The organism is Microvirga sp. CF3016, from assembly GCF_036314085.1.
In the GTDB taxonomy this organism is placed as follows: Bacteria; Pseudomonadota; Alphaproteobacteria; order Rhizobiales; family Beijerinckiaceae; genus Microvirga.
Genome location: NZ_JAYGGM010000003.1, coordinates 105,408 through 127,449 on the forward strand (window position 1 = coordinate 105,408; position 22,042 = coordinate 127,449).

The window sequence follows — 22,042 nt, forward strand, 5'->3', positions numbered from 1 at the left end:
CTACGGCGCGGCTCGGCGCGCAGTCCCAGGTGCGCCGGTGCCGCCGGCCAGGAAGTCGATGACCGCCCGAACGGCCGGAAGCTGGCCGCGCCGATGAGGCGTGAGGATCGTGGACGTGACGCTCCCGGCCGTCCAGTCCGGCAGCACCCTTGCCAGCTCCCCCGTTTCGATGAAGGAGGCTGCCATGGATCCGGGTAGGCACGCGATCCCGAGCCCAGCCGCGGCTGCCCGCAACAGCACGAGGGATTCATCGGCGACCAACCGCGCCTCCGGGGCGACGTGAACCTCGCGACCATCGCGGCTTGTCAGACGCCATGTCCGGGACGCTGGCCCGGTCAGCAGCCCATCATGGCCCGCGATATCCTCGGGGCGCTCTGGGATGTCCCGGCGGCTCAGGTAGCCGGGCGCGGCCACGAGCGTTATCCCCTCGACATTCATGCGCCGCTGCACGAGATCGGAATCGGGCAGCGGTGCGAAATGGCTTCGGATCGCAATGTCGAAGCCCTCGCGCACCAGATCGACGAAGCGATCCGTGACGTGGAGTTGCAGGTCGAGCTTGGGATATGCGCCGGCGAGAGCCGGCAAGCGATCCGCAAGCTGGAATTGTGCCACCGGCACGGAGGCGGTGATCCGGACGAGGCCCTGCGGCTCCGCCTGCCGCCGCTGGATGACACTCTCGGCCGCCTCCGCCTCGATGACGGCCGCGCGGGCGTGGTCATAGAAATCCCGCCCGGCATCGGTCAGCACGAAGCTGCGCGAGGTGCGATGGATGAGGCGAGTGCCGAGGCCAGCTTCGAGTTCGGCGACGCGCTTGCTGACTGTCGACTTGGGAAGGCCTAAGTGCCGCGCAGCCGCCGCAAAGCTTCCGTGGTCCACGGCCCTGACGAAGACATGCAGGTCGTTGAGGTTGAGTCTCATGATTCATCGTCCACATGAATGGACTTTCAGTTTCGAAAATACCCGCTACAGCCGCAAAGTCCATACAGGCATGGTGATGATGTCACGAACAAAGGAGACACACCATGGTCCAAACCCTTCTGTACGGCGTCCCGTCGGGATGCTCGTTCGGCTCCATCGTTGCGCTGGAATGGCTCGGCGAGCCTTATCGGCTCTGCCGCATTCAGATGCCCGAAATCGTCCAGGGTGCGGCCTACCGGCAGATCAACCCTGTCGGCGAGACGCCGACCCTGGTGACGGCCACGGGCGAGCGGATCAGCGAGAGCATGGCGATCCTCAATCATCTCGGTGCAAGGGGCATCGACAAAGATCTCGCCTTCGCCCAGGGCACGCCTGGGTTCGACCGGCTCAACCAGATGCTGGCGTTCCTCAACACGAGCTTCTTCGCCGCCTTCGGCCCGCTCTGGTACGCCCTCGAGCACGGTGCCGAAGGGACGGAGAAGGAGGCTCTCAGAGCCTACGGCGCGGCAAAGGTCTCCAAGGCCCACGCCGATCTGGAAGTCATGCTGGGCGACAAGGACTGGCTGCTGGGCGACCATCGCACCTTGGCGGATGCCTACTTCATCGGCATTGCCCGGTGGACGAAGTATCACGACGTAGTCGACCGACGCGACTATCCCGGCTTGCAGCGCCTGTTCGACAAGCTTGAGGCCGATCCGTCGGTCCGCTTCGCCCATGCGATCGAGCGCGGCGAACCCGCTGTCAGCACAGGCGGGTTTGAAGGGGAGGTCACCTTGGACGACCTCCTGCGCCAGCAGGCGCTCGCAGCCTGATCGCGACGAGAGGCCCGCTTCAACCCCGAGGCGGGCCTTCGCACGACAGGAGATCCCGGCGGCAATCCGTTTCCGTCATCCTCAGGCTCTCTCCCAGGGCGTTATGTTCGTTGACGCGGCAGCCGCTCCGCAGTACCGGTTGTTCGAAAGAACGAACTTTTCCGTTAAACGATGTCATTTGCGCCCCTGTCCTCCGAACCGCGAAGCCAGGTCGACGATCCGTCGAGCCTTGTGGTGCGCTTTGGCGCGGACGAACCCCTGATGATGGATTCAGGCGTTGCGCTTGCCCCCTGGCAGATCGCCTATCAGACCTACGGCACGCTGAACGCGGACAAGTCGAACGCCGTGCTGATCTGCCATGCGCTCACCGGCGACCAGCACGTGGCGAACGACAACCCGGTGACGGGCAAGCCGGGCTGGTGGCTGACCATGGTCGGCCCCGGCAAGCCGGTGGACACGAACCGTTTTTTCGTGATCTGCGCCAACGTGATCGGCGGCTGCATGGGCACCACCGGCCCTGCCTCGATCAACCCGGCGACCGGCGAGCCCTATGCGCTCGATTTTCCCGTGGTGACCATCCGGGACATGGTGCGGGCGCAGGCGGCGTTGATCGACAAGCTCGGCATCGAGAGCCTGTTCTGCGTCATCGGCGGCTCCATGGGCGGCATGCAGGTGCTGCAATGGGCCGCGAGCTATTCGACCCGAGTCTTCGCCGCCCTGCCCATCGCAACGGCGGCCCGCCACTCCGCTCAGAACATTGCCTTCCACGAGGTCGGCCGCCAGGCGGTGATGGCCGATCCGGACTGGCGCGGCGGGCGCTACCTGACGGAGGGCACACGCCCCTCCAAGGGCCTCGCCGTTGCCCGCATGGGCGCGCATATCACCTACCTGTCCGAGATGGCCCTGCATCGAAAGTTCGGGCGCAACTTTCAGGACCGCAGCGCGCCGACCTTCTCCTTCGACGCCGATTTTCAGATCGAGAGCTATCTGCGCTACCAGGGCATCGCCTTCGTCGAACGGTTCGACGCCAATTCCTACCTCTACGTCACCCGGGCGATGGATTACTTCGACATCGCGGCGGAGCACGGCGGTTCCCTGGCCAAGGCCTTCAAGGGCTCGGCCACGCGCTTCTGCGTGATCTCGTTCACCTCCGACTGGCTGTTCCCCACCTCCGACTCGCGGGCCATCGTCCATGCCCTGAATGCGGCCGCGGCCTCCGTCGGCTTCGTCGAGGTGGAGAGCGACAAGGGCCACGACGCCTTCCTGCTCGAGGAGCCCGAGATGTTTGCCGCCGCCCGCGGCTTCATCGACGCGGCGGCTCGGGTGCGGGGCATCGCATGACCTTGCCGACCACCCTCCCCCTGACCGACAGCGAGACCGGTCATCGCCTGGATTTTCTTCTCGTAGCCGACATGGTCGAGCCCGGCTCCCGCGTGCTCGATGTCGGCTGCGGCGACGGTTCGCTCTTGGCTATCCTGCGCGACCACAAGGGCGTTGACGGACGCGGCATCGAGATCTCGCGCGAGGGCGTGAATGCGTGCCTCGCCAAGGGCCTTCCGGTGATCCAGGGCGATGCCGACACGGATCTCGCCGATTACCCGGACGATGCCTTCGACTACGTGATCCTCTCGCAGACCATTCAGGCCACCCGCCAGCCCAAGGTGGTGCTGGAGCATCTCCTGCGCATCGGCCGCAGGGCCATCGTGTCTTTCCCCAATTTCGGCCATTGGCGCGTGCGCGTCGATCTCGTCCTCCGCGGCCGGATGCCGGTGACCGAGAACATGCCCTATTCCTGGTACGACACCCCCAACATCCATTTCTGCACGATCCGCGACTTCGTGGAGTTGTGCCGGGAGGTCGGAGCCCAGATGGAAAAGGCCGTGGCGCTCAATGCCGGCGGCCAGCCCATGCGCGTGACCCTGCCCTGGTGGGTGTGGAACCTGCTCGGCGATCAGGGCGTGTTTTTGTTGAAACGGCGCTAAAACCTCACGCTCGTCATGCCGGCCTTGTGCTGGCCAACTCGATTGCATGAAGCGCGACACTCTTCCGATTGGGATCACCGGCAAAAGGCCGGTGACGACGTGAGAGGGAGGTTAGCTCCCCCCTCCCTCCGCCAGCGGATGCAGGTCGCGCACCATACTCTTCAGGCGCTCGTCGAGCACGTGGGTGTAGATCTGCGTGGTCGAGATGTCGGAATGGCCGAGCAGTTCCTGCACCACGCGCAGGTCGGCCCCGTTCTGAAGCAGGTGGCTGGCGAAGGCGTGGCGGAGCACGTGGGGGCTGATCTTGTCGGCGCGCAGGCCCGCCGCCCCGGCCACCGCCTTGAGGTCGCGGGCGAAGGCCTGGCGAGTCAGGTGGCCGCTTTCGCTGTCCGCCGGGAACAGCCAGGGGCCGACGGCTTTCTTCTGCTCCGCCAGCAGGGCGAGATAGGCGCGCGCTGCGTCCCGCGCCGCATCGGTGAGCGGAACGAGCCGCTCCTTCGCTCCCTTGCCGCGCACCACGAGGAACCGGTCGCGGGTCTTGGCGGCGCTGCGCGGGAGGGCGATCAATTCCGAGACGCGCAGACCCGTGGCGTAGAGCAGTTCCAGCAGGCAGGCCATGCGCGCGGCGCGCAGGCGCTCGGCCGGGGCGGCGTCCGGCTGCTGGACGCCCTCGTAGGCCACCTGCAGCAGGCGGTCGACTTCCGCTACGGAGAGAACCTTCGGCAGCACCCTGCCCCGCTTCGGCGCCGAGACGGCAGCAGTCGGGTCGGCCGGGGCATAGCCCTCCACGTAGAGGAACTTGTGGAACTGGCGCACGGCCGAGAGCCGGCGGGCGGCCGAGGAGGCCTTCAGGCCCCGCTCCTCCAGGCTCGCCATGAAGCCCCGGATGGTGGCGGAACTCGCGGTGTCGGGCTGGCCACCGGCCTCTTTCAGATACGCAAGGTAATCGTCGAGGTCGCGTCGGTAGGCGTCGAGGGTGTTCTTGGAGGCGCCCCGCTCCGCGGCCAGCATGTCGAGAAAGAGGCTGGCATGGCGCGCGCCGCTCATGAGGACGAGGGCGTCCGGCTGGTGTGCACCGGAACGGTGATCTCGCGCGGATCGGGATCAACGAAGGTCGCAAGCGCGAACATGGCCGCAAAGCCAAGGCCCGCGAGAATGGCGACGACGAGGAGAAACCGAAAGAGCGTGGGCACCTGAGCCTCTTGAAACGTTGAACCGCTAGAACCATGCCAGGGCCGCGAAGGCAAGTCCCTCACTTCGGTTAAGTTTGTCAGGGACGGGAGGATAACGCCCTTGTGACAGGGCGCCGCGCCCGTGCTAGGACATGCACATGAACAATATCAGCCGCTTCAATTCGCTCGATGAAGTCGGCGGGCAAGACCAGGCAAGCCGGCGCGGCCATCCCATCAGCCGCCAGCTCGGCACCCGATCGCTCGTGCTCGTCGGGCTCATGGGCGCCGGAAAGAGCACCGTGGGCCGCAGGCTCGCTCAGACGCTCAAGCTGCCTTTCCGTGACGCCGACCACGAGATCGAGGCCGCGGCCGGCATGACGATCCCCGAGATTTTCGCCATCCACGGCGAGGAGCATTTCCGCGATGGCGAGCGCCGCGTGATCGCACGCCTCCTGCAGGAGGGGCCGGTCGTGCTCGCCACCGGGGGCGGCGCCTTCATGAACGAGGAGACCCGCCGGCGCATTTCCGAGCACGGCATCTCGCTCTGGCTCAAGGCCGATCTCGACATCCTCATGCGCCGCGTCCGCAAGCGGGCGACCCGCCCGCTGCTGCAGAATCCGGACCCGGAAGGGACCATGCGCCGCCTCATGGAGCTGCGCTACCCGGTCTATGCTCAAGCCGACATCACCATCGATTCCCACGAGGCGCCGCACGACCGGGTGGTCGCCGACGTCGTCAAGGCCCTAGGGGAGTGGTTCGCCCGAGAGAAACAGGGGAGCGCCGAACCATGACGCGCCTGGCCGCCCGTACGGCAAGCCCATCCTTCATCACGGTTCCGGTGCCGCTGGGCGACAGGGCCTACGACATCCTGGTCGGGCGCGGGCTCATCGAGACGGCCGGATCGCGCATCGCGCGCTTGAGCGCCCGTGCAGCCGCCATCGTGACGGACGAGCATGTGGGGCCGCTCTATACCGCGGCTCTGGCGAAGTCACTGGAAGCGCAAGGGTTGCGCGCGTCCGTGATCACGCTTCCTCCCGGCGAGGCCACCAAGTCCTATGCCAGCCTGGAACAGGTCTGCGACGCGGTGCTGGCTGCGAAGATCGAACGCGGCGATCTCGTGGTGGCGCTCGGCGGCGGCGTGATCGGGGATCTCGCCGGTTTCGCCGCGGCGATCGTGCGCCGGGGCGTGCGCTTCGTCCAGGTGCCCACGACCCTGCTGTCCCAGGTCGATTCCTCCGTGGGCGGCAAGACCGGCATCAATTCCCGCCATGGCAAGAATCTCGTCGGCGCCTTCCACCAGCCGAGCCTGGTCCTGGCCGACACGGCCCTCCTCGACACGCTGCCGGTCCGCGAGATGCGCGCGGGCTATGCCGAGGTGGCTAAATACGGCCTCATCGGCGACGCGCGCTTCTTCGCCTGGTGCGAAGCGAACTGGCAGGGCATCTTCGAAGGCGGGCCCGAGCGAGACCAGGCGGTGGCGCAGAGTTGCCGCGCCAAGGCCGCCGTGGTGGTGCGCGACGAGCACGAGAACGGCGACCGCGCGCTCCTCAATCTCGGCCACACCTTCGGCCACGCCCTGGAGCGGATCACCCGTTACGATTCCGCGCGCCTCGTCCACGGCGAAGGCGTCGCCATCGGATTGTGTCAGGCCTTCCGTTTCTCCGCCTCCCTCGGGCTGTGCCCCACGGAGGACGCGCAGCGCGTCGAGGCGCATCTGTTGGCCGTTGGACTTCCCACGCGCCTCGCCCATGTTCCCGGGGGCTGCGGCACGGTGGACGAACTCATCGACGCCATGGCCCAGGACAAGAAGGTGAAGGGCGGCGCCCTGACCTTCATCCTGGCCCGGGGCATCGGGCAGAGCTTCATCGCGCCGGGCATCGAAGCCGACAAGGTCCGCGTCTTTCTGGACAGCGAAATCAAACCGTCACGGTCATGATCGAAGAATCCTCCGGCGATCTCTGGCTGGCGGCCCTGGTCGTCATCTTCTGCCTTCTGCTCTCGGCCTTCTTCTCGGCGGGCGAGACGGCCTTCACGGGCGCCTCCCGCTCCCGCATGCTGGTTCTGGAAAAAGGCGGCGACCGGCGCGCCAAGCTGGTGAACCGCCTGCTCGAGATGCGCGAGCGCTTCATCGGCACGGTGCTGATCGGCAACAACATCGTCAACATCGGCGTCTCGGCCTTCGCCACCAGTGTGCTCGTGGCGATCTTCGGCCACGAAGGCGCGATCTACGCCACGGTGATCATGTCGGTTCTGGTGATCGTCTTCGCCGAGGTACTGCCGAAGACCGTCGCCATCTCGTCGCCCGAGACCGCGTCGCTCGTTCTCTCACGGCCGATGTCCTGGGCCGTCGCGCTGCTGGGACCGCTCGCCATCGCCATCGAGCGGATCGTGCGGCTCATGCTGCTGCCCTTCGGCATCAGGATCGGGGAGAACACGCCGATCCTCTCCGCGAGCGAGGAGATCCGCGGACAGGTGGCCCTGCTGCACAAGGAAGGCGGCGTCGCCAAGGTGGAGCGCGACATGCTGGGCGGCCTCCTCGACCTCGAGGACCTGACGGTCTCGGAGGTGATGGTTCACCGTACCAAGATGCGCACCATCAACGCGGATCTGTCGTCCGAGGAGATCGTTCGCGAGGTGCTCTCCTCGCCCTATACGCGCATGCCGCTGTGGCGCGAAAGCCAGGAGAACATCGTCGGTGTACTCCACGCCAAGGATCTGCTGCGGGCGCTCGACGCGGTCGGCGGCGATGCAAGCAGGCTGAAAGTGGAGGCGATCGCGCTGGAAACCTGGTTCGTGCCGGACACCACGTCCCTGCGCGACCAGCTGAAAGCGTTTCTCGCCAAGAAGACCCACTTCGCCCTCGTCGTCGACGAATACGGCGAGGTGATGGGCCTGGTGACGCTCGAGGACATCCTCGAGGAGATCGTCGGCGACATCAAGGATGAGCACGATCTCTCGGTTCAGGGCGTGCGGCCGCAGCCGAACGGTTCGGTCAACGTCGACGGCTCCGTGCCGATCCGCGACCTCAACCGCGCCATGGACTGGAACCTGCCCGACGAGGAGGCGACCACCATCGCGGGTCTCGTCATCCACGAGGCGCAGACCATTCCCGACACGGGCCAGATCTTCACGTTCCACGGCTTCCGCTTCCAGGTCCTGCGCAAGTCGCGCAACCGGATCATGGCGCTCAGGATCACGCCTCTTACGCAGGTGCGGGCCCGGGCAGAGTGATCCTCACGGCAGGCTGGCTCATCATCATGCGCATCCCCGAGCCCTCCTCCTGAGGAGCGAAGCGTCTCGAAGGACGAGGGCGATTCCAGTGCACTCTGGGTCCCCCTTCGAGGCGGTCACTTCGTGACCTCCTCAGGATGAGGGGCAGAGATTGTTGCGCTATCCCCTCAAGAACCCCACCAGCGCCGCGTTGACGGCATCAGGCTCCTCGTGCTGGACCCAGTGGGTGGCGTTCTCGATCCAGCGAACGTTGCCGGACTCGCACAGGGCGAGGCTCGCCTCCGCTAGTCCTCTCTCGAGAAATCGGTCGCGTGCTCCCCAGACGACGAGCGTCGGCGGACGGACGGCGGGATCCTTCATGTCGGGCCTGAACGGCAATGCCCGATACCAGTTCAGCATGGCCGTGAGCGCGCCGGGCTGCGACCAAGCCTTCTCATAGTGAGCGATGTCATCGTCCGAGAAGGTACCGGGACGGCTCGTGCGCAGGAGCGCATCCTTGAGGCTGCGGTGGCCGTTGGCCGAGAGCATGGTCTCGGGCAGGCGCGGGATCTGGAAGAACCCGACATACAGGCTTCTCAGCATCTGGCTCGGATGCGAGCGCATATAGGCTCCGGCGACGCTCGGGTGGGGCGCGTTGAGCACTGCGAGCTTCGAGACGCGATCCGGATAACGCGAGGCCGTCCACCAGGCGACGAGCCCGCCCCAATCGTGCCCGACCACGGAGAAGGTCTCGCGCCCGAGCGCATCCGCCAATCCGACGACATCCTTCGCCAGGATATCGAGATCATAGGCCCGGCGCCCTTCGGGTTTGTCGCTGAGATTGTACCCACGCTGATCCGGCACGAGCACCCGACATCCCGCGTCGGCCAGCGGGCCGATCTGATAGCGCCATCCCCACCAGAATTCGGGAAAGCCGTGGAGGAGGATCACGAGCTGTCCGTCCGTAGGACCGGCCTCGACGGCATGAAGCGTGATGCCGTTGACCCGACGGCGGACGCCCGTTGATTGGGGATCGAAGCTCTGGATCATGCGTGCGCCGAAACCTTCACGCGTTTCGGGGGCTCCTCGGACGCCATGAACTGCGCCCGGGCCAGCTCTGCGAACCGGCCGCCCTTCGCCACGAGCTCGTCGAAGGTGCCGGTCTCGATGACGCGGCCCTGATCGAACACGAGAATGCGGTTGGCGTTGCGGATGGTGGCGAGACGGTGGGCGATCACGAAGGTCGTGCGTCCCTTCATCACCTCGTCGAGCGCGAGCTGCAGCTTGCGCTCGGTCGCGGCATCGAGCGCGCTCGTCGCCTCGTCGAGGATGAGGATCGGCGGGTTCTTCAGGAGCGCGCGGGCGATCGACAGGCGCTGGCGCTCGCCGCCGGAAAGGGAGCGTCCGCGCTCGCCGATGACCGTGTCGAGCCCCTCCGTCTGGCGCGAGATGAACTCGATGGCCTGCGCACGCTCCAGGGCTTCGATCATCTCCGCGTCCGTGGCATCGGGCCGTCCGACCTGCAGGTTCTCGCGGATGGTGCGGGCAAACAACATCGGCTCCTGAAACACGACGCCGATGTTCCGGCGTAAGGACGAGAGCGTGACGTCGCGGATGTCGAGGCCGTCGATGCGAATGGATCCCGATTGGGGATCGAAGGCCCGGTGCAGCAGCCCCAGGGTCGTCGACTTGCCGGAGCCGGTGGCGCCGACGAGCGCCACGTTCTCGCCCGTATGCACCGTGAAGGACACGTCCTGCACGGCGGAGCGCTTGCCGTCATAGGAAAAGCTTACATTGTCGAAGACCACGTCGCCCCGGTAACGCTCCACGTTCCTGGCATTGGCTCGGTCGTGAACGACGGGTGCCGTGTCCAGGATCTCGAAGAATTCCTGCAGCTTCGGCGCCTGCATGAAGAGCTGGTTGATGAAGCTGACCGCCTGCTCCAGCCGGCCGATCAGCATGGTGGCCATGCTCATGAACATCACGACCTCGCCGATCGTCGCCAATCCGTTCAGATGCAGCCAGGTGCCGAGAAGAAAGACCGCCGTAACGGTGATCGTGGCCGAGGCGCGGGAGGCCACGGAGGCGAGCGCCCACCACGACAGCACCGGATTCTGCGCCTGGAGCAGCTGCTGGATGATAGTGCGCAGGGAGCGGCTCTCGGCCTCGACCCGGGTGAAGGACTGGATCACCGGCACGTTGCCGAGCGCGTCGGAGGCATGCTCGGCAAGGCTCGAATGGTAGCGCTCCACCGAACCCTGGAGGGTTTCCGTCTTGCGCAGCACGATGGCCGTGAGAAATGCGAACACAGCCACGAGCGCGACGAGAAGCAGGCCCAGGCGCCAGTTCAGGAACACGGTCAGCGGCAGGAGGACGACGAGGGCGATGAGAGCGGAGAGATGCTCCCGGAAGAAACCGAGCCAGAGCCAGGACATGGCCCCCGAGCCCTCCAGCATTACCTTCAGCACGCGGCCCGAATGAGTCGAGGTATGGAAGGCGAGCGGCAGTTCGAGCACATGTTCGAAATAGTTCGCCACCACGGCCAGCCGCCGGCGATGCGCCAGGCGGTCGGCGTGCAGCGCCACCAGGGCGCCGGCGCCGATGGAGAACAGCCCGAAGGCCACCCAGGCGGCGATGAGCGGCGTGAGGGTCCCGAACGTCACGGGCGCAGCGCTCGGCAACTGGGCACGGGTGAGAACGTCGATGATGCGGCCGAACAGGATGGGCTCCGCGAAAGCAGAGATCGCGAGCGCGATGTTCGCAAGGGCCAGCAGCGCACCGACCCTCAAATCGGATCCGAGCTGGCTCAGAACACGGATGTAAAGCCTGATCAGCCGCATGGGGATCTACCTGCCGATGTGACGACGATGGCTGCGCCTCCGGTCAAGATTTACCCAGTTCAACCCGCTTGAAAAGCCGGGACGGTGCGGACCGGTTCCCCTCATCAGGCCCGGCTCCGCGCCGGCTTCAGGCTCCGGCGGAAGCGCCCGATCCATTTCGGCCCGGAATTCGATGGCGAGTGTCCGTTGTGCCGCGCCCGCGGCCGGGCCAGGAGAATGGCGCCTTCCTTGGTCTTGCGGATGTGGAGGGTGCGGGTGTGGAACTCCTCGAGACCAGGCCGGTGCCCGATCGACAGGACGCTCGCCCCCTTCAGCTCGTTCTCGAACAGAGCCAGCATCGATGCCTGGTTTTCCTCGTCGAGGGCGGAGGTCGCCTCGTCCATGAACACCCATTTGGGCCTGTGCAGCAGCACCCGGGCGAAGGCTATCCGCTGCTGCTGGCCGAGCGACAGGCTCCGGTCCCAGCGCTCGTGCCGGTCGAGCATCTGGACGAACTCGCCCAGGCCGCAGCGCTCGAGCGCCTCGCGCACCTGGGCATCGTCGAAGGTTTCGGGCGAGGCTGGATAGCTGATGGCGGCCCGTAATGTCCCCAAAGGAAGATAAGGCCGCTGCGGCAGGAACATCATCTCCTCGGGCTTGGGGATGCGGATCCGGCCGGAGCCCCAGGGCCAGAGGCCGGAGATGGCGCGAAACAGCGTGCTCTTGCCGGCGCCCGATTCGCCCATGATCAGCACCCGCTCGCCAGGCTGGATCTCGGCCGTCGCATCCTCGATGAGGATGCTGCCATCGTTGAGCGCGATCGAGACGCCCTCGAAACTGAGCCAACCCTTGGGATGGGGGCCAGTCTCGATCTGACGGGTCTCGGCTGCAACCTCGTCGAGATCGATGGCGGCCTGCCGGAACGTGGCGACGCGCAGGACGGCGGAGCGCCAATCGGCGATCTTCGGGAAGTTGTCGACGAAGTAGCGCAGCGCCGACTGCACCTGATTGAAGGCGCCGACCACCATCATCATCTCGCCGAACGACAGGCGTCCCGCGAAATAGTCCGGTGCAGCCGCAAGAATGGGCACCACGATGGCGAGCCAGCCATAGCCCGAGGTGATCCAGGTCAGCCGGGCGAGGCCGCTGGACAGGCGCCGGGACGCCTTGAGGACGGCCTCGACGAATTCATCGAGGTTGCGGCGCTCGTCCGGCTCTCCGTTGTAGAGGGCGACGCTCTCGGCACTCTCGTTCACGCGCACGAGCGCGAAGCGCAGTTCGGCCTCGCGGGCATAGCGCAGCGTGTTGAGGCGGATCATAGGGCGCCCGACGAGCCAGGTGAGCCCGGACCCGATCCCGGCATAGCCGACCGCGACCCAGACCATGTAGCCGGGGATCGTGATCTCGCGGCCGCTCAAGGTGAAGCTCACGGGCCCCGACAGCGCCCAGAGGACGCCGATGAAGCTCACGAGAAGCAGGAACGCCTGGAGCATGCCGACCCCGAGCTCGGTCGAGAGTTCGGAGAAGAGGCGGCAATCCTCCTGCATCCGCTGGTCCGGCTGGGCGCTGTTCTCGCCCATGAAGCCCATCTGGTACGCCCGGTTCGGCTTGAGCCAGATGTCGAGCAGCACCTGCGTCAGACGCTGGCGCAGCCGGATCTTGAGACGCTCCTGCAGCCACGTCTGGGCTACCACGAGAGCCAGGAGCACCGCGACGATGACCAGGAAAACCAGAAGCTGATCGAAGAAGGCGGACGTATCGCGCTTCTCGACCGCATCGAAGAAGGCGCCGTTCCATTCATTGAGCCGAACTTGGCCGAACATGTTGCCGACGAGGATGACGAGAATGGCCACGCTCAACCGCAGCATGGGCCAGCCCTTCCCGTTCCGGAGCATGTCGCGAAAGAGCAGAAACAGCTCCCGAAGGATGCTGGGCGACATCTCGTGGGGATGAGGCGCGTCCGGATGATGGGCCGCCGCGATGGCGGCCTCCTTCGCCAGGGTATTGCCTTGACCGGGGCCGACTTCCTGTTCGCTGCCCGTCGCAGGAGGGGGCGGCAGTTGCCTGCCCAGTTTGGGATCGAAATCCGGCATAGGTCGAAACGCGCACTCGTCCAGCTTGAGAGTTCCTCAAGCTAAAGCGCGTTTACATAGGTTAAGTTCCGGAACGACACTCGCGCGGATCGCCGCGAGGATCAGCGTCGGTCGCCCGCGACCGCGAGAACCCAATAGACCTTGTACTTGGAATGCGGCGCATAGGCCGTCGCGATCCCGATCCGGGTCGCTTTGGAATCGAGAAGGACCCGATTGTGCTGCGGGCTCTCCCGCCAACCCGAGAAGGCCTCGGCGAGGGTGTGGTAGCCGGCGGAGAGATTTGCCGCCGGAGCCGTGAAGCCCGCGGTGGCGAGACGTGCCTTAAATGTCTCGGCGGAACTCGGCTTGTCCGCCTTTGCCATGGCGGCGGCCTCCGCCTGGGCGGCAGCCTGCAGGTCGGGATCGAGGGCCAGGGGCCGCAGGCCGTTGTTGCCGCGATAGGCACCGATCATGTCGCGGGCCATGGCTGCGTCCACTTCGGCACCGGCCTGGGCCATCGAGACGTAGAAGCTCGGGGTCTGGCTGCGCTGGACGGGCTTCTCGCTCTGGCAGGCGGCCAGAGCGAGGGCGGGAAGGATCAGGAGGATAAAACGCTTCATGCAGGCGTCTTATCCTTGAGAAGGGTTAAGGTTTCGTCCTCTTTCTCGCCCGCTCTCGGCGCCTTGTCATGCGGCTCCTCGGCCGGTTCGGGCGCCGGTGCCGGCGCGGGAACGCCGATGCCGGCCTTGCGCAGGCCGCGGAAGATCTCGAAATAGATGTCGCTCGAAACCCGGGCCGCCGCATCGATATCGTCCACGAAGCAGACGAGGTCGAAATCGATGGTGTTTTCCGTCACCTTCTTGAACAGCACCCGGGGTGCGGGCTCGCTCATGACCTCCCGGTGGGCGAGGGCCGCCTTGCGCATGACCTCCGCCACCTGATCGGGGTCAGAGGCCCGGGGGACAGGAACCGAAACGAGCACGCGTCCCACGCGGTCGTTGCGCACGCGGTTGCGCACGATGCCGGAGATCAGGTTCGAGTTCGGCACGATGATCGTGGAGCGGTCGAAAGCCTGGATTTCGGTCGAGCGCACATTGATCCGGCGCACATAGCCCTCGCCGTCGCCGACGACCACGAGATCGCCGACCCGGATCGGGCGCTCCCAGAGCAGGATCAGGCCGGAGATGAAGTTGTTGACGATGGACTGAAGGCCGAAGCCGATACCGACCGACAGCGCACCGGCCACGATGGTCACCCGCTCCAGGCTGAGACCAAGATAGGTAAAGGCCATCACGCCCGCGATGATGATGCCGACATAGCCTGCTGCGGTGCTGATCGAGTTGCGCAGGCCCGCATCGAGCTCGGTCGCCGGCAGGAAGGTGTTGTTGAGCCAGCGCTGGATCACCCGGGTGACGGCGAAGCCACCGGCGAAGAGCAGGGCTGCAATGAGGATCGACGACAGGGAGATGGTGACGTCGCCCACGTTGAATCCGAAGAACAGGGCCCGCAGCGACCCCGTCACGTCCGTGGACTCGATGCCCCACGGCAACAGCACGAGCAGGATCGCGATGATGATCAGCGCCAGGCGAACGACGCCGCTCACCAGAATGCCGATCTGCTCGAGCGACCGGCGGCGCAGGCCCGTATTGGCCTGCAGCGTCGTGGCGAGCCGGCTCTGGCTGCGGAGCGACCCGCCGATGAACTCGTCCGCAAAAGCGATCCCGAGGATCAGCAAGGAGATCACGATGGAAATGCCCACCGCCTGATCGACCACGAAGGATGCCAGGGCCACGTAGCCGCCCGCCACGCTGCCGAGGATCACCGCGACCACGAACCAGCCGAGGCTGCGCAGCGGACCGCCGATATCGACCTCGGGCGCGACGTAAGGGCCGAGGCAGGCCTCGTCCTGGGACTCGCGGGCCGCGAAGCGCCGCAGGAGTTCGGCAAAGACGAGAGCCTCCGCCAGGGCGAAGACTGCCCGGGTCATGACGGTGACGGGCAAGGCGGCGGCAATGGCCGTGTTGAAGGCCTCGATCACCTTGCCGACCACCATGACGGTGGCCAGGGTGACGGAGAAGCTCATGATCCGGGCGGCGGAGGCATCCCGGACCGGGATCAGCCGCCAGGAGGGGTGCTCCGGTGCCAGGATCGCGTCGATCAGGGCGCGCACGAAGGCGATGAAGGCCAGGCCGCTCAGCAGGGCCTTGCCGACCTGCTCGAGTCGCGGCGGGACGATATCGACCGAATCGAAGGCCACCCAGACGATCCAGCTGCCGGCGATGGCCGGACCCGCCCCCAGGGCAAGCACGCCAAGGGCGGCCAGGAGGCGACTGCGTCGTGCGGGATCAGTGATGGCAGGATCGCGCCGGACGAGACGCGGCGCGATGGAGCGACGCCCGGCATAAAGAGCAATGGCCGCGCCGATGGCCAATCCGAGAAGGAGCAGGACGCCAAGCGAGGTGCTGCGCCGGAGCTGCTCCAAGGCATCGCCCAGGACGATTCCCAGCGCCCGCAGCTCCCGCGGAACGGCCTGCACCACGTCCATCCAGAGGCTCGGGCTGAAGAGGCCGTCGCTCTGCTCGAACAGGGCGCGGGTAAAGCCTGCCCGGCGTAGGTCGCCGATCTGCGTGTTCAGCTGCTCGGCCTGGACGAGCAGGGCGCGTCCGAGCCGCTGGGTCTCATCGAGTTCCGCCACGGCGGCTTCGCGCTCGGCGCGGTCGCGGGCCACATCGGCGCTCTCCTCGGGCTGACCTTTGTCCGGCTTCGGTCCGAGCTGGCTCAGGCGCTGCTTGCTGGCCTCGAGCTTCGGGGTCTGTTCGTCGATGACGGTGCGGATTTCCGCGATGATCGGTTCGATCTGCACGCGGATATTCTGCAGATCCGCATCGGACATGGTCCGCCCCTGGATCGCCGCTTCCTTCTGGTCGAGATCGGCCTTGAAGCCGTCGAGCCTGGCGCGGGCCGCCTTCGTTTCGGCCGAAACGGACGCGGGAGCCGCTGCTGCCGGTGCGGCCGGGGACTGAGACGAGGTCGGGCTTTGAGCCTGTGGCTGGGGATTGGGAGCGGTCTGAGCCTGCTGCGCATAGGGCGCGCCGCCGGCCGCAACGCTCAACACGATCGCAGCAGCCGCGAAGAGCCGCTTCATGCCCTTACTCGTCATTCAGTCTATCCTGTCGCATTCCCTGGAGCACCGGATTGATCTGGTGCTCCTGTTCTCAAAGAGCGCATGATTCGCTGCGGAAGACTGCCCCCTTGCAGGACGATGCGCCAGCGGGGCGGTTCTTTGCGAATCATTACGGCGAAAAGTCGCCGCCCAGCCCACGAAGCGCAACAAAAAAGCCGGGAGAGGCGACCGCCTCTCCCGGCTTCCTGAAGGGAAATCTTATTGCTTCGGCGCTTCGTTGGCTGAAGGCTGGGCCCCAGGGGCAGGATAAGCTGGATTAGCCGGGGACGTCCGGTCGGTCGGGTTGGCGTTCGACGAGCCGGTCGTGGAACCCGTCACATTGGCCCGGGCCGCATCGGTCCCCGGATCGTTGGGAGACGTCGAGCCGGCCCAGATCAGGTAGCCGGAAACGGCAACGGCAAGGAGCAGGAGCGAACCGATCAGCACGCCCAGAACCGGCCGGCCGGACGCTCCCTGGCGGGCGCGATCATCAGGAATCTGTTGAGCCATCTCTAGCCTCTTTGAAAACTTCGGTTTGTCGGGCGAGCAGCAAGGCTCGGCATTATCAGGGCAACGCGAGATGGAAGAGCCGGTTCCTGACGGGCGCCTGCAATCGACAGGGCTCCCGATGATCCGGTCCCTGGGATCCAATAATCCGTTTCCCCGTTGTTCGAGACGGGCCACCAATCACGGTCAGAGACGAGGGGCCAATGGTTCGAACGCGCTTCGGTGACGCGCGATGTCGCAGGCGGGATGCCTTCCCGCACGGCTCGCTTTCAGCCATGTTTTCGCCGCTTTCGAAACCCTTGGGTAATCTCTGATTCAAGGAGATGTCATGCAGGACAATCGCATCAGTCTGGACGGGACTTGGGAATTTTTGCACGTGGCCGACGACCGTCTGTCCGGCCCGGCGGAGGTTCGCCAGATCATGGTGCCAAGTCCCTGGCAGGCCCAGTTTGCGGATCTGCGCATGCGGGCCGGCATCGGCATCTATCGCCGGACGATCGAGATCGACGAAGCGTGGCTGCACGACAGCGTCTGGATCCGCTTCGGCGCCGTCTTCCACAACACCAAGGTTTTCATCAACGGCGAGGCCGTGGGCCACAACGAGGGCGGGTTCCTGCCGTTCTCGTTCGACGTGACCTCTTACCTCAAGCCGGGGCCGAACGAGATCAAGGTGCGTGTCGACAGCCCCACCGACAACCCGGCCGAGTTCCCGGATTCGCCCTTCGCCGAAATTCCGTTCGGCAAGCAGAGCTGGTACGGCCCTCTGTCCGGCATCTGGCAGCCGGTCTATCTCGAGCGGCGCATCTCCGATCACATGAACCGCGTCCGCCTCGTTCCCAATCTGACGACGGGACGGGTGACGTCGGGCGTGTTCTTCGCACGCCCCCTCACGGACGCGACCCAGATCCGCATCGAGGTCACGGACCCTTCAGGCGACGTGGTGCTCGACGAGATGCACGAGACGCAGGTGGGCGTCACCTCCATGCCGTTCGAGTTCACGCTCGACGATGTGCGCGCCTGGTCGCCGGATCACCCGAATCTCTACCGCATCCGCCTCGAACTCATCCGCAACGGTGAAGTGAAGGACGAGATCGCGGACAATTTCGGCTTCCGCTCCATCGAGACGCGCAACGGCAAGTTCTATCTCAACGGCGAGCCGCTCTACCTGCGCTCCGCGCTCGATCAGGATTACTACCCGGATACGATCTGCACCGTCCCGTCGGTGGAGTTTCTGGAAGATCAGTTCCGCAAAGCCAAGGAGCTGGGTCTCAACTGCCTGCGCTGCCACATCAAGGCGGCCGATCCGCGCTATTACGAAGTGGCGGACCGGATGGGGATTCTCATCTGGACCGAGCTGCCGAACGGTGGCATGGCCACGGACCGCTCCCGCGGGCGCAAGGAGAAACTGCTGAAGGGCATCGTCGACCGCGACGGGAACCACCCCTCGATCATCATCTGGACGATCATCAACGAAAACTGGGGCGTCGATCTCGTCAACGACGCCGATCACCGCGACTGGCTCAAGCGCACCTTCGCCTGGCTGAAGGCCTACGATCCGACACGCCTTGTGGTCGACAACTCGCCGCTCGCCCCGAGCTTCCACGTGGAATCCGACATCGCGGATTATCATTTCTACGCCGCCTATCCCGATCACCGGAACCAGTGGGACCAGTTCGTCGACGAATTGTCGAGCCGTGCTTCTTGGCTCTATTCGCCCCACGGCGATGCGGTGATCACCGGACGCGAGCCGCTGATGTGCTCGGAGTTCGGCAATTGGGGCCTGCCCTATCCGAAGGACCTGCGCGACGCCAAGGGCGAGGAGCCCTGGTGGTTCGAAACCGGTCACGACTGGGGCGAGGGCGTGATGTATGCCCACGGCGTCGAGAACCGTTTCTCGGACTGGAGCCTGGATCGCGTCTTCGGCGATCTGCGCCGCTTCGTCATCGCCGCGCAGTGGCAGCAGTTCCGCGCTCTCAAGTACGAGATCGAGTCCATGCGCCGGAAGCCGAATCTCGCCGGCTACGTGATCACCGAGCTGCACGACTGCCATTGGGAATCCAACGGGCTGCTCGACATGCGCCGCAATCCGCGCGTGTTCCATGAGCTCTTCCACATCGTCAATTCGGATACGGTCGTCGTGCCGAAATGGGAACGGGCCTCGTACTGGTCCGGCGAGACGGCGGTTCTCGGCCTTGCGATCGCCCATGGGGCCGGACCGGTTCTGGAGGGCGCCACCCTGGAGATCTCCATCTGCGGCGAGAGCCAGACCCTGTCCCTGCCCCGTCTCGAAGCGCCGGCCGTGCTCGATCTCGGCCGCATCGAGGTTCGCGTGCCCATGATGGACGAGCCCTCGCTGCGGCGCATCAGCTTCGACCTGCGCGCGGCCGACGGCCGCGTCGTCGCACACAACCATCATGACATCGCGATCCATCCCAAGCGCACGCGGCCGGTTCATGCGCGCGAACTGGTGTGGTCGCCGGATGAGGATATCCGGGAACGCTTCCGGGCGCTGGGCTACAGCATCGCCCGTGCCTTCGAGGAATCGACCCTGATCGTCTCGCGCACGCACAACAAGGCCATTGCGGATCATGTGCGCTCAGGCGCCAAGCTTCTGCTCCTGCCTGAAGAGGACATGGCCCTCTATCCATTCTTCCCGCACTGGCAGGCCGTCAAGGTGCAGTCTCGCGCCGGCACTCTCTGGTCCGGCGACTGGGCCTCGTCCTTCGGCTGGCTGCGGCGCTCGGGCCATTTCGCCCGCTTCCCTTCGGGCCCCCTGCTCGACGAGACCATGGACCGGGTGCTGCCGGATTACGTGATCGCGAACTGCAACCTACTCGACTTCCAGGCCCGCGTGTTCTCCGGCCTCGTGGTCGGCTGGATTCACAAGCCTGTGGCGCTCGGCGTCGAACGCTCCTACGGCCGCGGACGCCTGGTCGCCTCGACACTGCGCCTGTTCCGGGACGAACCGCTGGCAGACCCGACTGCGACCACGCTGACGGATGCCCTGGTGGAGTTGGCCGTGGAATCTCGCGCTGCACGCCTCGAGGAAGCCGTTCGGGCTGCAGAGGCCGCCGCATAAGGCTTCATGGTACGAACATCAAAAGGCGGCCAGAGAGATCCAGCCGCCTTTTTTTTTTCTCTTCACGAAGATCTGGCCATGGCGCTCCCGCCGGACGAGGCTTCGGCAGCGTCCTATTCGGCTGCCAGTCTCATGGTCTCCTCCGACCATTCCACTTCACTGTCCACGAAGAACCGGTCGAGGGCGCTCTCCAGCCTTGGCATGAGGAGGCCTCGCTCGGTGGCGAGAGCCGTGCTGAGAGCCGGATCATCACCGGCGCCGACCACGCGTTCCGGATCGAAGCCCGCACGCTCCGCCGCCATGGCGGCGAGATCGCGCCAGGAGGTCTCGCCGGTATTGGCCATGTGCCAGATGCCGGTGCCGCCATCGATCAGGAGATCCAGCGACGTGTTCACCAGATCAGGCACATAGGTCGGAGACACCACGTCGAGGCTGGCTCTGACGTCCTCGCCCTTGCTGAGGGTATTCAGGATCGACCAGATGAAGTTGTAGCGGTCCCACGGGCCGAAGAAGGCGCTCGTGCGCAGGACAAGCGCCTTGTCATGCGCCTCCAGGACCCTGCGCTCGGCTTCGGCCTTGCTCTCGCCATAGACGGTCGTGGGATTGACCTTGTCGCTTTCCACGTAAGGCCGGTCAAGTGTTCCGTCGAAGACGAGATCGGACGAGAAGGCAACAAGGGGGATGTCCAGATCCGCGCAGGCCTTGGCCAGTGTCTCGGCTCCCGTGGCGTTCTCCCGGAAGCAGGCCTGCCTGTCGTTCTCGGCTTGCATGACGCGCACATACCCGGCCGTGTTGATCACGGCCCAAGGACGATAGCACTCGAGAGCCTTGGCGACGCTCTTGGGGTCGGCGATATCCATGTCCTGGCGCGAGAGCAGGACATGATTGAGTCCACGGAAGTCGCATAGACGGGAATAGGCGCGGCCCAGGGTTCCCGTGGCGCCCGTGATCAGGAGCTGTCGCGGCTCGTCGGCCAACCAGCAGGACTTCGACTGTCGCGCCGGCGGCTTGTAGAATCGGATGTCCCGTTTCCACCAGCCGGCCCGGTCGAGCACCGGATGATCGAAGGTGCCCGCCTTGGCGAGCGCCTCGGCGGCATGGGCGAGCGCCGTGCGCCGTGGCTTGGGAGCTCGCACATCGAAGGGCCCTGGCTCGTAGAAGCCGTTGCGGCGGGTCAGCAAGCTGTTCCAGTCGACGGCACCGTAAAGAGACCAGACGGTGACGGCCCGGATGTCAGCTCCTTCCTCGCGCAGAGTATCGACGGCATTCCAGACTTCCATGAGCCAGCGCAGCTGATCGTCCCGGGTGCTGCCGTGATGCGCCTCCGTAACGGCCATCGGCCGCCTGTAGCGCTCCCACACCTCCCGCAGCCGGGCGGCCGGTCCGAGGTCGTAGGATGGCAGCGGCATGCGGACGGCTTCCGCGTCCGCATATCGATGCCGGCCATTGCCACCCCAGTGATGCTCCGGGTAGCGCGCCATGCGCTCATCGAGATAACGCTCGCTCGTCAAATAATGATTGATGCCGATGATGTCCGGCGCAGCATCTGCTTCGAGCAGGAGTTCGAGATCGGCCTGCGGGACGCCGTTCTCCAGCAGGATGTTCCACCAGGGATGATCCCGATCGACCATGCCGCACAGGAGGTCGAATCCCAAGAAGCGCCGCTGGTTCTCGTGCTCGGCCTGGTAGGCGAGCATGGGCGTCGAGAAAGTCTTGCCCATGTCGTCCGTCTGGACCAGCTGCGCATCGGGCCGGATCTTGCGGATGGCCCGCATGGACAGGACGGTCGCCTTGCACTCGTTCACCAGGATTTTGAGGAAGGCTTCGTAGCTAGTCCCGTGAGGATACCAATGGCCGTAAAGGCCCGAGAACCGGGCCGTGGTGAGCGGCTCGTTGACAGGGGTGTAGAGGTCGAGATGCGGATATCGCTCTGCCACGTTGGCGGCATGGCGCGCCAGAAGCTCGGGCCAGGCGGGATCGAGCATATGGGTGTAGCGCGGACCGCTCCCATGGTGGCAAAGGCCTGCAATGGCGCGAATGCCGAGTGCCTGGAGGCGATCCAGGCGCGCATCATGCCACGAGAAGTCCGTGCGGTCCGGGCTCTCGGGAGAGATCGTCTCCCAGAGCACCGGATGACGCAACGTGCGGATCCCGAGCTCGGCGATGCGGTCGAGATCCTCGATCCGCGCGTGATGACCCGTCTCCAGGCTTTGGTCGCGGTAATCGTCGCCAACTCTTGCGACGGTACATTCCAGGCCGCCCCAAAGCTCCAGTGGTCGTTTCATCATGCAACTCCGAGCTATTACAA

The 22,042-nt window shown here is 65.6% G+C and carries 17 protein-coding genes; 7 read left to right on the plus strand and 10 right to left on the minus strand.

All coding sequences use genetic code 11. The features are described 5' to 3' along the window. Window positions 1-918 (minus strand): LysR substrate-binding domain-containing protein, encoded by a 918-nt coding sequence (locus VB672_RS05025; protein ID WP_329783085.1) that lies wholly within the window; start codon window positions 916-918, stop codon window positions 1-3. 104 nt (window positions 919-1,022) lie between these two features. Between VB672_RS05025 and VB672_RS05030 the strand changes: the two genes are divergently transcribed. The 3 genes from VB672_RS05030 (at window position 1,023) to metW (ending at window position 3,712) form a co-directional block, all read left to right on the plus strand. After that, on the plus strand, window positions 1,023-1,730 hold the full coding sequence (locus VB672_RS05030; protein ID WP_329783086.1) for a glutathione S-transferase family protein: 708 nt from the start codon (window positions 1,023-1,025) through the stop codon (window positions 1,728-1,730). A 171-nt stretch (window positions 1,731-1,901) separates the two neighbouring features. Continuing rightward, a complete protein-coding gene (gene metX, locus VB672_RS05035) occupies window positions 1,902-3,071 on the plus strand; it encodes a homoserine O-acetyltransferase MetX (protein ID WP_329783087.1) in 1,170 nt (389 codons plus the stop codon). Continuing rightward, window positions 3,068-3,712, plus strand: a complete 645-nt coding sequence (gene metW, locus VB672_RS05040) for a methionine biosynthesis protein MetW (RefSeq protein ID WP_329783088.1) — start codon at window positions 3,068-3,070, stop codon at window positions 3,710-3,712. The genes metX and metW overlap by 4 nt, the downstream gene beginning before the upstream one ends. Window positions 3,713-3,823: 111 nt before the next feature. Here the strand turns inward: metW and xerD are convergent, their stop codons facing one another. Both xerD and VB672_RS05050 read right to left on the minus strand, forming a co-directional pair. Further along, complete coding sequence (gene xerD / locus VB672_RS05045; protein WP_329783089.1) at window positions 3,824-4,759, minus strand: site-specific tyrosine recombinase XerD; 936 nt, start codon at window positions 4,757-4,759, stop codon at window positions 3,824-3,826. Further along, on the minus strand, window positions 4,756-4,905 hold the full coding sequence (locus VB672_RS05050; protein ID WP_329783090.1) for a histidine kinase: 150 nt from the start codon (window positions 4,903-4,905) through the stop codon (window positions 4,756-4,758). Before VB672_RS05050 ends, xerD begins: the two co-directional genes overlap by 4 nt. 137 nt (window positions 4,906-5,042) lie before the next feature. On the opposite strand from VB672_RS05050, the gene VB672_RS05055 reads away from it, so the two are divergent. From VB672_RS05055 to VB672_RS05065, 3 genes are read left to right on the plus strand one after another with little or no spacing between them, the layout of a single operon-like run. Next, window positions 5,043-5,675, plus strand: a complete 633-nt coding sequence (locus VB672_RS05055) for a shikimate kinase (protein ID WP_329783091.1) — start codon at window positions 5,043-5,045, stop codon at window positions 5,673-5,675. Next, window positions 5,672-6,820 carry a 3-dehydroquinate synthase gene (gene aroB / locus VB672_RS05060; RefSeq protein ID WP_329783092.1) on the plus strand — a complete coding sequence of 383 codons (1,149 nt, stop codon included), beginning with the start codon at window positions 5,672-5,674 and terminating at the stop codon, window positions 6,818-6,820. The genes VB672_RS05055 and aroB overlap by 4 nt, the downstream gene beginning before the upstream one ends. After that, on the plus strand, window positions 6,817-8,115 hold the full coding sequence (locus tag VB672_RS05065) for an HlyC/CorC family transporter (protein WP_329783093.1): 1,299 nt from the start codon (window positions 6,817-6,819) through the stop codon (window positions 8,113-8,115). The genes aroB and VB672_RS05065 overlap by 4 nt, the downstream gene beginning before the upstream one ends. 159 nt (window positions 8,116-8,274) lie before the next feature. Here VB672_RS05065 and VB672_RS05070 read toward each other — a convergent pair whose 3' ends face one another. From VB672_RS05070 to VB672_RS05095, 6 genes are all read right to left on the minus strand, one after another. Beyond that, window positions 8,275-9,144: an alpha/beta fold hydrolase gene (locus VB672_RS05070; protein WP_329783094.1), complete on the minus strand. Its 870-nt coding sequence runs from the start codon at window positions 9,142-9,144 to the stop codon at window positions 8,275-8,277. Continuing rightward, window positions 9,141-10,934, minus strand: a complete 1,794-nt coding sequence (locus VB672_RS05075; protein WP_329783095.1) for a glucan ABC transporter ATP-binding protein/ permease — start codon at window positions 10,932-10,934, stop codon at window positions 9,141-9,143. The genes VB672_RS05070 and VB672_RS05075 overlap by 4 nt, the downstream gene beginning before the upstream one ends. 104 nt (window positions 10,935-11,038) lie before the next feature. After that, complete coding sequence (locus VB672_RS05080; RefSeq protein WP_329783096.1) at window positions 11,039-13,006, minus strand: ABC transporter ATP-binding protein/permease; 1,968 nt, start codon at window positions 13,004-13,006, stop codon at window positions 11,039-11,041. A gap of 101 nt (window positions 13,007-13,107) precedes the next feature. Then, complete coding sequence (locus VB672_RS05085) at window positions 13,108-13,605, minus strand: CAP domain-containing protein (protein ID WP_329783097.1); 498 nt, start codon at window positions 13,603-13,605, stop codon at window positions 13,108-13,110. Next, the gene (locus VB672_RS05090) at window positions 13,602-16,145 is read right to left on the minus strand and encodes a DUF3772 domain-containing protein (protein WP_329783098.1); all 2,544 of its coding nucleotides are present in this window, start codon (window positions 16,143-16,145) and stop codon (window positions 13,602-13,604) included. Before VB672_RS05090 ends, VB672_RS05085 begins: the two co-directional genes overlap by 4 nt. Window positions 16,146-16,367: 222 nt before the next feature. Beyond that, a complete protein-coding gene (locus VB672_RS05095) occupies window positions 16,368-16,658 on the minus strand; it encodes a hypothetical protein (RefSeq protein ID WP_329783099.1) in 291 nt (96 codons plus the stop codon). 325 nt (window positions 16,659-16,983) lie between these two features. Here VB672_RS05095 and VB672_RS05100 point away from each other — a divergent pair, with 325 nt between their 5' ends. After that, on the plus strand, window positions 16,984-19,734 hold the full coding sequence (locus tag VB672_RS05100; RefSeq protein WP_329783100.1) for a glycoside hydrolase family 2 protein: 2,751 nt from the start codon (window positions 16,984-16,986) through the stop codon (window positions 19,732-19,734). Between the two features lie 113 nt (window positions 19,735-19,847). Here the strand turns inward: VB672_RS05100 and VB672_RS05105 are convergent, their stop codons facing one another. After that, complete coding sequence (locus VB672_RS05105) at window positions 19,848-22,019, minus strand: family 1 glycosylhydrolase (RefSeq protein ID WP_329783101.1); 2,172 nt, start codon at window positions 22,017-22,019, stop codon at window positions 19,848-19,850. Window positions 22,020-22,042 lie beyond the last annotated feature (23 nt).

Bases quoted from the DNA above. Each gene is read 5' to 3' on its own strand.
- VB672_RS05025 (WP_329783085.1), bottom strand. From the start codon at position 918: ATGAGACTCAACCTCAACGACCTGCATGTCTTCGTCAGGGCCGTGGAC.
- VB672_RS05030 (WP_329783086.1), top strand. From the start codon at position 1,023: ATGGTCCAAACCCTTCTGTACGGCGTCCCGTCGGGATGCTCGTTCGGC.
- metX (WP_329783087.1), top strand. From the start codon at position 1,902: ATGTCATTTGCGCCCCTGTCCTCCGAACCGCGAAGCCAGGTCGACGAT.
- metW (WP_329783088.1), top strand. From the start codon at position 3,068: ATGACCTTGCCGACCACCCTCCCCCTGACCGACAGCGAGACCGGTCAT.
- xerD (WP_329783089.1), bottom strand. From the start codon at position 4,759: ATGAGCGGCGCGCGCCATGCCAGCCTCTTTCTCGACATGCTGGCCGCG.
- VB672_RS05055 (WP_329783091.1), top strand. From the start codon at position 5,043: ATGAACAATATCAGCCGCTTCAATTCGCTCGATGAAGTCGGCGGGCAA.
- aroB (WP_329783092.1), top strand. From the start codon at position 5,672: ATGACGCGCCTGGCCGCCCGTACGGCAAGCCCATCCTTCATCACGGTT.
- VB672_RS05065 (WP_329783093.1), top strand. From the start codon at position 6,817: ATGATCGAAGAATCCTCCGGCGATCTCTGGCTGGCGGCCCTGGTCGTC.
- VB672_RS05070 (WP_329783094.1), bottom strand. From the start codon at position 9,144: ATGATCCAGAGCTTCGATCCCCAATCAACGGGCGTCCGCCGTCGGGTC.
- VB672_RS05075 (WP_329783095.1), bottom strand. From the start codon at position 10,934: ATGCGGCTGATCAGGCTTTACATCCGTGTTCTGAGCCAGCTCGGATCC.
- VB672_RS05080 (WP_329783096.1), bottom strand. From the start codon at position 13,006: ATGCCGGATTTCGATCCCAAACTGGGCAGGCAACTGCCGCCCCCTCCT.
- VB672_RS05085 (WP_329783097.1), bottom strand. From the start codon at position 13,605: ATGAAGCGTTTTATCCTCCTGATCCTTCCCGCCCTCGCTCTGGCCGCC.
- VB672_RS05090 (WP_329783098.1), bottom strand. From the start codon at position 16,145: ATGACGAGTAAGGGCATGAAGCGGCTCTTCGCGGCTGCTGCGATCGTG.
- VB672_RS05095 (WP_329783099.1), bottom strand. From the start codon at position 16,658: ATGGCTCAACAGATTCCTGATGATCGCGCCCGCCAGGGAGCGTCCGGC.
- VB672_RS05100 (WP_329783100.1), top strand. From the start codon at position 16,984: ATGCAGGACAATCGCATCAGTCTGGACGGGACTTGGGAATTTTTGCAC.
- VB672_RS05105 (WP_329783101.1), bottom strand. From the start codon at position 22,019: ATGAAACGACCACTGGAGCTTTGGGGCGGCCTGGAATGTACCGTCGCA.